Source organism: Kitasatospora sp. NPDC059795 (assembly GCF_042732175.1).
GTDB lineage: Bacteria > Actinomycetota > Actinomycetes > Streptomycetales > Streptomycetaceae > Kitasatospora.
Genome location: NZ_JBHWID010000017.1, coordinates 105,252 through 117,977 on the forward strand (window position 1 = coordinate 105,252; position 12,726 = coordinate 117,977).

General features: G+C 74.8%; 12 protein-coding genes. 4 read left to right on the forward strand and 8 right to left on the reverse strand.

The window, feature by feature from the left end; translation table 11 throughout:
* Positions 1-433 precede the first annotated feature (433 nt).
* Positions 434-1,612 (forward strand): glycosyltransferase, encoded by a 1,179-nt coding sequence (locus tag ACFV4P_RS29385; protein ID WP_380476231.1) that lies wholly within the window; start codon positions 434-436, stop codon positions 1,610-1,612.
* Complete coding sequence (locus tag ACFV4P_RS29390) at positions 1,612-2,352, forward strand: SAM-dependent methyltransferase (protein ID WP_380476233.1); 741 nt, start codon at positions 1,612-1,614, stop codon at positions 2,350-2,352. The genes ACFV4P_RS29385 and ACFV4P_RS29390 overlap by 1 nt, the downstream gene beginning before the upstream one ends.
* An 8-nt stretch (positions 2,353-2,360) precedes the next feature.
* On the opposite strand, the gene ACFV4P_RS29395 is transcribed toward ACFV4P_RS29390, so the two are convergent.
* From ACFV4P_RS29395 to ACFV4P_RS29430, 8 genes are all read right to left on the reverse strand, one after another.
* Entirely contained in the window at positions 2,361-3,560 is a 1,200-nt protein-coding gene (locus tag ACFV4P_RS29395) for a glycosyltransferase family 4 protein (protein WP_380476235.1), read from the reverse strand.
* Positions 3,561-3,562: 2 nt separating this feature from the next.
* The gene (locus tag ACFV4P_RS29400) at positions 3,563-4,759 is read right to left on the reverse strand and encodes an ABC transporter ATP-binding protein (RefSeq protein WP_380476237.1); all 1,197 of its coding nucleotides are present in this window, start codon (positions 4,757-4,759) and stop codon (positions 3,563-3,565) included.
* The gene (locus tag ACFV4P_RS29405) at positions 4,749-5,648 is read right to left on the reverse strand and encodes an ABC transporter permease (protein ID WP_380476239.1); all 900 of its coding nucleotides are present in this window, start codon (positions 5,646-5,648) and stop codon (positions 4,749-4,751) included. Before ACFV4P_RS29405 ends, ACFV4P_RS29400 begins: the two co-directional genes overlap by 11 nt.
* Before the next feature lie 230 nt (positions 5,649-5,878).
* A complete protein-coding gene (locus ACFV4P_RS29410) occupies positions 5,879-6,682 on the reverse strand; it encodes a thiol:disulfide interchange protein DsbA/DsbL (protein ID WP_380476241.1) in 804 nt (267 codons plus the stop codon).
* Positions 6,683-6,871: 189 nt separating this feature from the next.
* Entirely contained in the window at positions 6,872-7,570 is a 699-nt protein-coding gene (locus ACFV4P_RS29415) for a hypothetical protein (protein ID WP_380476243.1), read from the reverse strand.
* 278 nt (positions 7,571-7,848) lie between these two features.
* Positions 7,849-8,355, reverse strand: a complete 507-nt coding sequence (locus tag ACFV4P_RS29420) for a DUF2004 domain-containing protein (protein WP_380476244.1) — start codon at positions 8,353-8,355, stop codon at positions 7,849-7,851.
* A gap of 34 nt (positions 8,356-8,389) precedes the next feature.
* Entirely contained in the window at positions 8,390-9,463 is a 1,074-nt protein-coding gene (locus ACFV4P_RS29425) for a glycosyltransferase family 4 protein (RefSeq protein ID WP_380476246.1), read from the reverse strand.
* A 329-nt stretch (positions 9,464-9,792) separates the two neighbouring features.
* Complete coding sequence (locus tag ACFV4P_RS29430) at positions 9,793-10,674, reverse strand: NAD(P)H-binding protein (protein WP_380476248.1); 882 nt, start codon at positions 10,672-10,674, stop codon at positions 9,793-9,795.
* A 110-nt stretch (positions 10,675-10,784) separates the two neighbouring features.
* Here ACFV4P_RS29430 and ACFV4P_RS29435 point away from each other — a divergent pair, with 110 nt between their 5' ends.
* Positions 10,785-11,390: a TetR/AcrR family transcriptional regulator gene (locus ACFV4P_RS29435; protein ID WP_380476250.1), complete on the forward strand. Its 606-nt coding sequence runs from the start codon at positions 10,785-10,787 to the stop codon at positions 11,388-11,390.
* A 101-nt stretch (positions 11,391-11,491) separates the two neighbouring features.
* Entirely contained in the window at positions 11,492-12,625 is a 1,134-nt protein-coding gene (locus ACFV4P_RS29440; RefSeq protein ID WP_380476252.1) for a glycosyltransferase family 4 protein, read from the forward strand.
* Positions 12,626-12,726 lie beyond the last annotated feature (101 nt).

Consider the following 12,726-nt stretch of genomic DNA (forward strand, 5'->3'; position numbering starts at 1 on the left):
CTTGCGGCCGCTGCGCCGGGCTCCGACCGACCGCAGCCCGGCGGCCGTCGTCCCGCCTCGGCATCCGCCAGCCCCTCCTGCCCGGGCCCGACCGTCCACCCACCCCCTGCTCCCCGGCCGCAGGCTGGCCCGCCTCAGTCCCGAACCCCCGTCGTCGCCCCCTCCCGCGGACCGCCGTGCCTCAGCGTCCGCGCGCCCTCCCTGCCCGGACCCGCCGACGTACCGGGCCCGACCCGTCCACCTGCCCACTGCTCCCCGCCCCTCCGCCCCTCCGCAGGCCGTCGCGCCTCGGCGACGACGCGCCCTCCCCGCCCCCCACCCGCCGACATTCCGGGCCCGATCGTCCGCCCACCCTGTGCCCCTCCCCCTTCCGCCCGGCCGCAGGCCGTCGTGTCTCGGCGTCCGCGCGTCGCCCGTGGGGCAGACTGCCGGGGTGACCGTGCTGTGGTGGGTGTCGGTGGTGGCGCTGGTGGCGTGGGTGTGGCTGGCAGCGTGTCACGGGGGGTTCTGGCGGACCGATCAGCGGCTGCCGCGCGGGGGTGCGGAGCCGTCGCGGTGGCCGGAGGTGGTGGTCGTCGTTCCGGCGCGGGACGAGGCCGGGGTGCTGCCGCTGTCGCTGCCGTCGCTGCTGGCGCAGCAGTACCCGGGCCGGGCGCGGGTCGTCCTGGTGGACGACCACAGCAGCGACGGCACCGCCGAGGCGGCGCGGGCGCTGGCGGCGGGCCCGGGGCTGGAGCTGGAGGTGACCACGCCCCCGCCGCTGCCGGAGGGGTGGACAGGCAAGCTGTGGGCGCTGCGGCACGGTGTCGAGCGGGCGGGGGACGCCGAGTGGCTGCTGCTGACGGACGCCGACATCGCTCACCGGCCGGGCTCGCTGCGGGAGTTGGTCGCGGCGGGCGAGGCGCACGGGCTGGACCTGGTGTCGCAGATGGCGCGTCTGCGGGTGGCGTCGGGCTGGGAGCGGCTGATCGTCCCGGCGTTCGTGTACTTCTTCGCCCAGTTGTACCCGTTCCGCCGCTCCAACCGTCCCGCCTGCCGGACGGCCGCCGCCGCGGGCGGCTGTTCGCTGGTGCGCCGCCGGGCGCTTGCACGGGCGGGCGGGGTGGCGGCGATCCGCGGGGCGGTGATCGACGACGTCTCGCTCGCCCGTGCGGTCAAGCGCACCGGCGGCCGGACCTGGCTGGGCCTCGCCGACCGGGTCGACTCCGTCCGACCCTACCCGGGGCTGGCGCCGCTGTGGCGGATGGTCTCCCGCAGCGCCTACGCCCAACTCCGTTACTCCCCACTACTGTTGGCCGGCACGGTGGTCGGCCTGGCGCTGGTCTACCTGGTGCCGCCGGTCGCCGCGGTGACCGGCGCTCTGGCGGGCGACCTGCGCACGACCGTCACCGGACTCGCCGCCTGGGCGCTGATGGCCTGCACCTACACGCCGATGCTGCGCTACTACGGCCGCCCGCCGACGGAGGCCCCGCTGCTCCCCTTCACCGCGCTGCTGTACCTGCTGATGACGGTCGACTCCGCCGGCCGGCACTGGCGCGGGCGCGGCGCGGCATGGAAGGGCCGCACCTATCCGCACCCGCAGCGCGCCGACCGGACTGGCACGATGGGCTGATGGACCGTCAGGAGATCGGGCGCATCGCCCACCGTGACCACCCCGTCGCCGCCCCGCTGTCGGACGCCTCGGTGCACCGTCTGCTGGAACGCCAGCTGCGGCGCTGCCCGGACGGCCGGCTGCTCGACCTCGGCTGCGGTGAAGCCGCCTGGCCGGTACGGGCGTTGGCCATGCACCCGGGCCTGCGCGCGGTCGGCGTCGACAGCAACCCGGCCGCACTGGAGGACGGGCGCCGGAGCGCCGAGCGCGCGGGTGTCACCAGCCGGATCGTCCTGCACCACTGCGACGTCCGGGAGTTCACCACGCCCGAGCCGTTCGACGCCGTCCTGTCGGTCGGCGCGGCCTACGCCTTCGACGGCCTGCTGCCGACCCTGAAGGCCGCCCGTCCGCTGCTCGCCCCGGGCGGCACCCTGCTGCTCGGCGAGTCCTACTGGGACGGCCAACCGCCGGACCACGCACGGGAGTTCTTCGGCGACGACCTCACCGACCTGCCGGGCGTCCTGGCCGCGATCGGCGCCGCCGGCTGGTGGCCGATCGCCGGGCACACCTCGACCCGCGAGGAACTCGACGCCTACGAGTGGTCCTGGACCGGCTCCCTCACCGACTGGGCCCTCGACCAGCCGCCGGGCCCGGACCGCGACCAGGCCCTCGACGCGGCCGCCCGCCACCGCGACCAGTGGCTCCACGAGTACCGCGACGGCTTCGGCTTCGTCACCCTCCTCCTGCGGCCGGAAGGCTGAGGGGGCGGTCAGCGGGTGAGCAGGCGGCGGGCCGTCGGCTTGACGTACTCGTAGCGGGTCATCTGTTCGAGGTCGCGGAGCCAGGCGGTGCGGCCGGGGGGTTGGCGGAGGAGTTCGCGGTAGATCTCCTCGAATGCGGTGGAGACGTGGTCGAGGGAGAACCGGCCGACCACCCAGTCGCGGCCCCAGGCGCCGAGTTCGGCGCGGCGGTCGGGGTCGTCGGCGAGGACGCGGATCTGGGCGGCGAGGGCCTTGGCGTCGGCGGGCCCGTCGCCGTGGCCGTACATGCAGCGGGAGGCGTGCGGTTCGACCAGCGGGCCGGGTTCGTGGATGGCGGTGTAGCCGTTCGCGCCGTGGACGATGACGGGCTTGGCGAAGGCGAGGCCGCGCAGGGCGGAGCCGCCCATGCCGAGGACGAGGTCGGCGGCCTGGTACGCGGGGCGGGGGTCGGAGCGCTGGCCGGTGAGGACGATGGCTTCGCGGCCGAGTTCGGCGTTGAGGCGGGCGGCTTCGGCGCGCAGCGGCTCCTCGCTGGGGCCGCCGCCGACGACGGCGAGGACCAGCGAGGGGTCGTCGAGGAGGCGGACGGCGGCCATGGTGCGTCGCACGCCCGCGCCCTTCTCCAGGCCGGAGACCAGTCGGGTGACGATGCACAGCAGCAACTGGCCCTCGCCGGCGCCCACTTCGGCGCGGAAGGCGGTGCCGGAGACCGAGCCGGGCGCGTCCTCGGCGGTGTTGACGGGGGGTTCGATCAGCCGCAGGTCGCGGTGGCCGAAGGTGCGCGCGTCGGGCATCAGCGCGCCGAGGCCGAGGACGAGCGGCTGGTGGCGGGGCATGCCGCGGAGCATGCGGATGCCGTAGAAAGTGGTGACGATCGGGAGGCGGCCCTGCCGGCCGGGGCCGAAGTAGGCGTTCCGGGCGGCCCGGACCTCCCAGGCGTGGACGAGTTGGGAGCCGTGTTCGTCGGCGAGCCGGCCGAGCCGGGCCCGGATGACGGCGTGCGGGGTGTCGGGGTCGCCGGCGACGACGAGGTCGAGGTCGTGGGAGGCGGCGAGTTCGACGAGCGGCGCCGGGCCGTCGACGCCCTGGGCGAAGAGTACGGGCTGGTGCCCGCGGTCGCGCAGGGTGCGGGCGATGTCGACGGCGTTGAGCTGGGCGCCGCCGAGCGCAAGGTTGTTGAGGTGGACCAGGACACGGACCGAACGCACGCTCACTCCTCCCACTGGTGCGGTACGAAGACCGGCGCGGCGAGCACGACCGCGCGCGGCGGGGTGTCCAGCATCGGGCCGAACACGTCGAACTGGCCGGCGGAGTGCCAGCTCATCAGGGTGCCGCCGTCGGTCTTGCCGATGGAGTAGACGCCGGTCCACAGGGTGTAGCGGCCGCGCGGCAGCGGCAGTCGGGGGATGACGCAGGCGACCCGGTGATGGCCGCCGGTCAGCCGGATCTCGTGGCTGATCTGGAAGATCGGGCTGGAGGTGCCTTCGCTGACGCCGAGGTGCAGGGTGGCGTCGCCGCGGTAGTCGCCGCCGAGAGTGAGTTCGACGGTGACGGGTTCGTCGGTGTGCAGGGTCTCCTCGCCGCTCCCGGCCCGGACCTCGTACTTCAGCAGCGCCAGCGGCTCGCCGACCCGGGCGGAGGCCTCGGACTGCGCCTCGATGGAGTCGCGGTAGCCGGCCAGCGCGTCCTTGATCCCGGCGTCCACCCGGACGGTGCCCTGTTCGAGCCAGACGCCGCGCCGGCAGATCGACTGCACGGCGGGGAGGTCGTGGGAGACGAAGACGATGGTGGTGCCCTGTTCGGCGACTTCGCGCATCCGGTCGAGGCAGCGCTGCTGGAAGACGGCGTCGCCGACGGCGAGGACCTCGTCGACCAGCAGGACGTGCGGCTCCAGGTAGGCGGCGACGGCGAAGCCGAGGCGCATCTGCATGCCGGAGGAGTAGAACTTCACCTGCCGGTCGATCGCGCCGCCGAGGCGGGCGAACTCGACGATGTCGTCGAAGCGTCCGGCGACCTCGCGGCGCTTGAGGCCGAGCAGCGCGCCGAACAGGTAGATGTTCTCCCGGCCGGTCAGGTCGGGGTGGATGCCGGCCCGGATCTCGATCAGCGCGCCGATCCGGCCGCGGACGTCGATGATGCCCGCGTACGGGTACATGACCCGGGTCAGCATCTTCAACAGCGTTGATTTTCCTGACCCGTTGGAGCCGATCAGGCCGACGGACTCGCCGGGTTCGATGTGCAGGTTGATGTCGCGCAGCGCCCAGCGCCAGTCCTCGCCGCGGTCGCCGCGCAGGCGGCGGGCGGCCTGTTCGACGCGGTCGCGCAGCAGCATCCGCTGCTGGTCGGCGCGGAAGCGCTTCCAGACCTGCTGGGTGCGGATGGTGCCCGGTGGGTAGTCACGCGACATCGGCGATCCCCGTTTCCAGCTTCTTGAAGAACAGGTAGCCGCCGACCAGGAAGACCACCGAGCTGGCGGCCGCGATCAGCGTCATCCGCCCGTCGGGGGCCTCGCCGTACAGCAGGGCCTTGCGGTAGCCCTCGATCACCGCGCCGAGCGGGTTGACGCCGACGTAGATCTCCTGCAGCCGGTGCGGGATCTTGGCCAGCGGGTAGGCGACGGGGGTCGCGAACACGCCCATCTGCGTGATGATCGGCAGCAGGTGGCGGACGTCGCGCAGGTACACCACGGCCACCGAGAGGATCAGCGCGATGCCGTAGGTGAACGCGAACTGGATCACCAGCAGCGGCAGCGCCCACAGGAAGGTGGCGGCGGGGGCCGTCCAGAACACCAGGAACATCAGGCCGAGCACGCCGACGCCGATCGCCATGTCCACGGTGGCGACCAGCATGGTGGCCAGCGGGAATACCTCGCGCGGGCAGTACACCTTGTTCAGCAGGCTGAGGTTGTTGGCCAGGCTGAGCGCGCCCTGGTTCATGGTGTTGCTGAAGAACTGCCAGACGATCAGGCCGACATAGGCGAACAGCGTGTACGGCACGGCGCCGGTCTCGATCTTCACGGCGCGGTGGAAGACCAGCGTGAAGATGGCGCACAGCGCGAGCGGGGTGAGCACCGCCCAGGCGAAGCCGAGCACCGCCTGCTTGTACCGGGCGCGCAGGTCGCGTTCGGCCAGTGCGCGCACCAACTCCCGTGCCGCCCACAGCTCGTGGGCGACCTGGACGGGGCGCAGCCGTCGTTTGAAGACCAGTTCGGGCGGTGGTCCGTCCGGGATCGCGACGCCGCCCGGCGGGTGCCGGTCCTCGCGGTCGTCGATGACCTGTGCGCGCTGTCCCCCCACGGACTCCCGCCCTCTCCGGGCACGGCACGGCCGCGCCCGGTGTCTGTGTCGACTGTGTCGGCGCCGGGCGGACGCTGCGGTCCGGCCGGGCCCGGCGACCACCATGACACAGAGTGTGGGGGCGGCGGGCGGGTTCCGTGAAGATTGCGCCAGCTCAGCCCGGTTGTCGACGGTTTCGGGCCGAACTGACGCGCTAGCCAGGGAAGTTCGCCGGACGCGAGGCGCCGGTGCTACTGGGCTTCGGCGACCAACTGGTCGAGGGCGGCGGGCATGTTGTCGACGGCGCCGGCCCGGGTGGGCGAGGTGCGGCCGTTGCCGTCCACGATCACCGTGGGCAGTTCGTTGACCTGGTAGTCGGCGAACAGCTTGGGCGCCTGCTCCACCGCCCGGTCCACCTCGGCGGAGCGGTACGCGGCCCGGAACTTGGCGGAGTCGATGCCGTGCCCGGCGGCCCAGTCGGCGGCGCCCTGCTCGGTGGTCAGGTCGGCGTGCTCGTCGCGGACGGCGCGGAACACGGCGGCCTGCCGGCGATCCACCTCGCCGAGCCGGTCGAGGGTGTAGAACAGCCGTGCGTGGGCGCGCTGTTCGGCCTCGTCGGGGCTGCCGACCCAGATCGCCGGGATGCGGCGCAGCGTGACGTCGGAGCGGTGCTTGGCGGCCCAGTCGGCGAGCGGCGCTTCGAGGGCTGCGGAGTGCATGCAGTCGTACCAGAAGAACTCGACGGCCTCGTGGGTGCGGGTGGCCTTCGGGCCGTTCGTCGAACCCTGCGGCGCGGGGGCCTGCGGGGCGGCGGACTGCGGTGCCGGGGCCTGCGGCGCGGGGGCCTGTGACCCGTGGGCCTCTTGGGCCGGGGGCGGGGCGTGGTGGTGCTGCTTGGCGGCGGCCAGGTACTGATCGGGAGTCAGCAGCTGCTTCCCGGTCAGGCCGTGCGACGCGGTCGGAAACGCGGACACGGCGTGGGCGGCGGCGGCCGGGGCGGCGACCAGGCCCCCGGCGACGGCGATCAGGACGGTGGTTCTCAACAGCGGCTTCACGAGGGCAGCGTGGCAGCCCGCCCGGGCGCGGGCCAGGTGATCCGGCCCCGGTCGGCGGAATTCGCCGGAACGGAGCAGTGGCGGTCGAACTGACGTCGGACGTCCGGACATTGGCGGGACCTCAGGTGCCCGGTGGGCGGGCGCGCCCCCGCTCGCTCACCCACCTCGGCCCCGCCTACCGGCCCGGGGTCACTTGCCGAGGGCGCGCAGCTGGGCCTTGGCCTCGGCCTCGGAGGCCTGCGGGACGCCGATCTGCACCTGGTCGGAGCCCTCCGCCTTGACCGGGCAGTACCGGGCGTCCTTGACCGGCATGGGCAGGGTCAGCACGCCCTCGTTGCGGACCATCACCAGCAGCGAGCCGGTGGTGCAGGAGGAGTTGGGCGCGACGGGCGGCGAGGCGAGCCAGGTGACGGCCTGGTACACCGGCACGTTGGGGTGCAGCACGGTGCCGTTGGCCTTGTCGGTGGCGAAGGTGCCGGAGCCGAGGACGCCGCTGACGAGCTTCTCGAACTGCGTGGTGTGGTCGGTGCGCAGGTCGGCCTTGCCGTAGACGACGCAGTCCGTGCTCGTGGTGTTGGTGAGCTTGATGACGCCGGTGATCCGCGGGTCGGCGCTCCGGTCGAGGGTCAGTTCGGCCTTGACGTCGCTCTCCTTCTCCGAGCCGCCGCACGCCTTGACATCAGCGGCGGGCTTGGCGGGCGCGGACGACTTTCCGCCGGTGGCGCCGGTGCCGCCGGCGGAGGCCCCGGCGGACGGCGCGGCCGCCGAGCCGCCCGCGGCAGAGCTGGTGGCGGGCGCCGGGTTGGCGGCGGTGTCGGGGTCACAGGCCGTCAGGGCGAGGACGAAGCAGGCGAGAAGGGCGGCTGCGGCGGGCGTGCGGAGGTTCATGGGGGGCTCCTGCGGGGGCTGGTGTCCGCTCCGCCGGTCGGCGGGGCATGCGTCACCACGCGTCCGTCTGTCGGACGGTTCCTCGGGTATCCGTCCGGAACGCCGCTGTTACACGTCCGGGACGGCGCGCGGACGCCAACTCCCGTCAGGGCCGGTCCGGTTCGGGTTCGGTTCGGGTTCGGACGGTGCGGCCGGTGTGACGCCGTTCACCTCGAACCGGTCCAGCCGGAACACCGGCCCCGCCACACGATCACCGCTGCCGCCGACACCCGGGGCCGTCAGCTCTCCCAGTCGACCGAGGCCACCGCCCCGGCCCGGGTCGCCCTGACGGCGAGGATCTGGTCGCCGAGGTCGGGCTCGAAGGTGTAGTCCAGCACGACCGGGGGTCGGCCCTCGGACCGGCCGGTCGGCCACAGCCCGATGCCGGTCAGGCGCATGGCCGCCACGAAGGCGTCCGGCCCGACGTCCGCGCCCGCCGCCTCGCGGACGAGCCGGGCGGCCGTCCCGCTGTCCTCCAGCTCGTCGACGTGGAAGTCGATGAAGGAGCGGTCCTCGTGCAGGTACGCGCGCAGGGCCGTGCGCGCCGCCGCGTCGAGGGCCGGCAGGTCGGTGAGGCGGGCGGCGAGGTCGTCCAGCTCCTCGGCGGACGGCTGGGCGGACGGTCCGGCCCAGAGCCGGGCCTCGACCTGGGCGTCCCCCAGCTGCGCCGTGCCCTCCCAGACGACGTCGGTGTCGTGGAGCGCGTCCATGTCCAGTCGCCCGAAATACGTGTGTCCCATGGCCATCGGACGACGGTATCCGCGCGGTCCGACATCGGCGTCAGCGAGTGCGGGCGGTCCGGCGCAGCAGGTGCTGCCAGCGGGTGGCGACGGCGTCGAGGTCGAAGTGGGCGAGGGCGTGGGCGCGGGCGGCGTCGCCGTACGGGGTGCGGTCGGCGGCGAGGAGGGTGCGGAGGGCTTCGGCGGTCGCGGCGGGGTCGCCGGGGGGTGTGAGCAGTCCGGTCTCGCCGGGGCGGACGACGTCGGAGACCCAGCCGACGTCGGTGGCGACGGCGGGCAGCGCGGCGAGGGCGGCTTCGATCAGGACGCCGGGGACGCCTTCGGAGTCGCTGGTCAGCAGCAGCAGGTCGGCGGCCCGGTAGAGCGGCGCGGGGTCGGCGAGCGGGCCGAGCAGGTGGGTGCGGGGGCCGGCGTCGGCGGTGAGGCGCGCGCGCAGCGGGCCTTCGCCGGCGAGCGCGAGTCGGACCGTCCCGGGGAGGAGGGCGTGCGCGGCGAGGGCGACGTCGGGGCGCTTCTCGGGGCTGAGGGCGCCGATCCAGGCGACCAGCGGCCCGTCCCCGGGCAGCCCGAGAGCCGCCCGGGCGGCGGCCTTCTCGGCGGCGTCGGCGGGCGGCGAAAAGCGTTCTGCGGGGCGGGCGTTGGGCAGCACGTGCAGCCTGCGGGCGGGCAGCCGGAACCGGGTGCGCAGCAGGTCCACGGCCTGCGGGGAGATCGCGGCGACGGCGGCGGCCCGGTGCAGGAACGCGCCGACCCGCAGGCGCCGCGCGACAGTCGACGTCCAGTGCCGGGGGTCGCCGATGTTCACGTAGACGAACGGGGTGCGGGACGCCACCAGCCCGAGCGCACACGCCTGCAGGGTCGACGAGCCGTGCGCCACCACCACGTCGACCCGCCCGGCCGCCCGCCGCAGCGCCCGCAGCGTGTCCGGATGATGGCGGGACGGCCCCAGCACGGCCACCGGCTCCCCGGGGTCCGCGTCCGGATGCGGATGCAGCGCCACCACCTCGGACGCCTGCCCCCGGCGCACCAACTCGCCGTGCAGATCCCGCGCCGAACGCTGCGCGCCACGGGCCCGCGGGTCGGTGATCACATGCAGAACGCGCGGCTCGGCCATGCGCCCGACCCTACCGAGACGCCTCGGGCGGGCGGGCCCGGTTCACCCAACTCGACCCGCCGAAGCCACAGTTGCCCCCGGCCACCCGACGGGGCCCGGTGCCTGGGCGGTCGGGTGCGGCGAACGGTGCTGTGCGGGTGCTCGAACGGGAGCGGTTGTCGCCCGGGGTCGTCGCGGTGGCGCTGAGCGTGCGGTCCGTGCGCGTCCACGACAGTGCGGGTGGAGCGCTCGGACGCGGGTGCTCCTGCGGCGGACGCATCACGAGCCGCCGGCGGACCCGGGTGCGGCATGGTGGCGCCGCCGGTCCTGACCCCGCCGGAATCGCGGGCTCAACTCCCTTGGCCGTCGGCCGACTTCCGGAGTTCCGTCAGGTTGTCGGCCAGGAACTCGTCCACCGTCCGGGCCGGGCGGCCGAGGAGGTCCGGGACAGCGGTGGTGACCTCGGCGAGGGAGCCGGCGGCCGCGCCCCGGAGGAGTTCGGCGAGGTCCTCCGCGAAGCCGATGGGCGCGCCCTGGCCGGCGAGGGCGGTGGCGAGGTCGCCGGGGGTGAGGGCGACGCGGCCGACGGGGCGGCCGAGCGCGGCGGCGACGCGGTCGGCGAGTTGGGCGTCGGTGAGGGCTTCGGGGCCGGTGAGGACGAAGGTCTCGCCGGGGCGGGCGGGTCCGGTGAGGAGGACGTCGGCGCAGGCGGCGATGTCGTGGCAGTCGATGTGCGAGATCGGCCCGTCGCCGTAGCGGCTGATCAGCCGCCCGTCGGAGGTGAACGCGGCGGGCCCGAGCAGGTTCTGCAGGAAGCCGGACGGTTGGAGCACCGTCCAGTGCAGGTCGGTCGCGGCGAGGCGGCGGTCGAGTTCCCCGTGCGCGCCTTCGGAGAGTCGCCCGCCCGGGGCCGCGTGCCACACCGAGATCTTGACGACGCGTTCGACTCCGGCGGCGACGGCCGCGTCGATCGCGGCGCCGATCTGCCGCACCATCGGCTGTTCGCCGTCCACGGCCTGCGCGCCGGGCCCGTTGAGGAACAGCCGGTCCACCCCGTCGAACGCGGCGGTGAGCGAACCCGGGTCGTCGAAGTCGCCGACCACGTGGTCGCAGCCCAGCGCGCGCCCCTTCGCCGCGTCCCGGACCAGTGCCCGGAACTCGACGCCCCGGTCGGCGAGTCGGCGGACCAGGTGGCGTCCGATGGAGCCGGTGGCTCCGGTCACCAGGATCATGGCATGCCCCTTCCCCCGGACGCCCCGCTAAACTGAGGCATCCTCGATTTCGCAATAACCCGAGGATGCCTCGACTTAACTCGGAACGCAAGCACCCCAAGGGAGTTGCCATGCCCGAACGACCCTCCCCACCCGAACGACCGACCGCGCCCGCCCGTCGCCGCCCGCGCGCGGACGCGCTGCGGAACCGGGGGCGCCTGCTCGCCGAGGCCGACGCGGTGTTCCGGGAGGAGGGCACGGGGGCTTCACTGGAGGGGATCGCCCGCCGGGCGGGCGTCGCGATCGGCACCCTGTACGGGCACTTCCCGACCCGCGCCGCGCTGATCGCCGCCCTGCTGGAGCAGCGCACGGCCGAACTGTTCGCACACGGCGAGGAGTTGGCGGAGGGCGGCGACCCGGGCCGGGCGCTCGCCGAGTGGGTCCGCGCAGTGGTCCGGCACGCCGCCGCCTACCAGGGCCTGACCGAGCAGCTCGCGGCCGGAGCCGCCGAGTTGAGCGAGTCGTGCGCCGAACTGACCGCCCTGTGCGACGGGTTCACCGAGCGGGCCCGTGCGGCCGGCGTGCTGCGCGGCGACACCACCGGCGCCGACCTGTTCACCCTGATGAACGCCGCCGCGTGGAGCCGCGAGCACGACACCCCGGAGCAGGCCGACCGGCTGCTCGACCTCGCCCTGACCGGCATGCTGACCACCGCTCCCCCGCAGACCCTCGCGTAGCGGCACCGGTCGGGTTTACTCCGGTTTCGCGGACGCGGGCCCCGTCCGGCTGGGATGCTGAGCGGCGGTCGGGCGGTCGCCTGGGCAAGGGGGTTGCTGCGGTGCGCGTGGTGTACGTGATCGACAGTGTGAGCCGGGTGGGCGGGGCCGAGCAGGGCCTGGCGGCGATGGCCCCGCTGCTGGTGCGGGCGGGCGTCGAGTTGCAGGTGGCGTTCCTGAAGGAGTCGCCGGGCGGTTTCCAGGCCGAGCTGCGGGCGGCGGGCGCCGAGCCGGTGCCGGTGCTGCGCGGTTCGCGTCCGGCCCGGCTGGCCGCGCTGCGCGCCGAGTTCCGCCGCCGCCGGCCGGACCTGGTGCACACCACCCTGTACGAGTCGGACGTGCTGGGCCGCCCGGCGGCGCTCGCGGCGCGGGTGCCGGTGGTCTCCAGCCTGGTCAACTCGGCGTACGGGCCGGAGCACCTGCGGGCCCGCGGCCTGAGCCCGTGGAAGGTGCGGGCCGCGCAGGGCGTGGACGCGCTGACCGCGCAGGGCGTGCGCCGCTTCCACGCGCTGACCGAGCACGTCGCGGATGCGATGGCGGCCCGCCTGCTGGTGCCGCGCCGCCGGATCGACGTGGTGCCGCGCGGCCGCGACCCGCAGCTGCTCGGCTCGGTGACCCCGCAGCGCCGGGCGGCGGTGCGGGCGGAGCTCGGGCTCGCCGAGGAGGTTCCGGTGGTGCTGGCGGCGGCCCGCCAGCAGTACCAGAAGGGCCTGGACGTGCTGCTCTCCGCCTGGCCCCAGGTGCGCGCGGCCCGCCCCGATGCGGTGCTGCTGCTGGCCGGCAGCCGCGGCGCGGAGACGGCCCGGCTGGAGCAACTGGCCGCCCGCACCGAGGGGGTGCGCTTCCTGGGGCCGCGGGACGACGTGTTCGACCTGATGGCGGCGGCCGAGGTGTGCGCGGTGCCGTCCCGCTGGGAGGGCCTGGGCAGCGCGGCGATGGAGGCGATGGGCGTCGGCGTGCCGCTGGTGTGCGCGGACGTCCCGGCGCTGCGCGAGACCGTCGGCTCGGAGGACTACGCGCTGCTGGTGCCCCCGCAGCGGCCCCGCGAGCTGGCGGCCGCGCTGCTGCGGGCGCTGGACGACCGGGGCGAGGCGCTGGTGCGGGCGAAGGCAGCGCGGGCGCGTTTCCTGACCAGGTTCACCCTCCAGCAGGTGTCCGCGCGGATGGTGGAGTTCTACGAGCGCGCACTGACCTGACGCCGCACGGTCGGTTCGCCCCCGGAGAGCTTCCGGGGCCCTCCCCCGGCCGATGTGGACGTTTGATGATGTTTCGTCAGATTGTGTGCGGGCGACCGGAA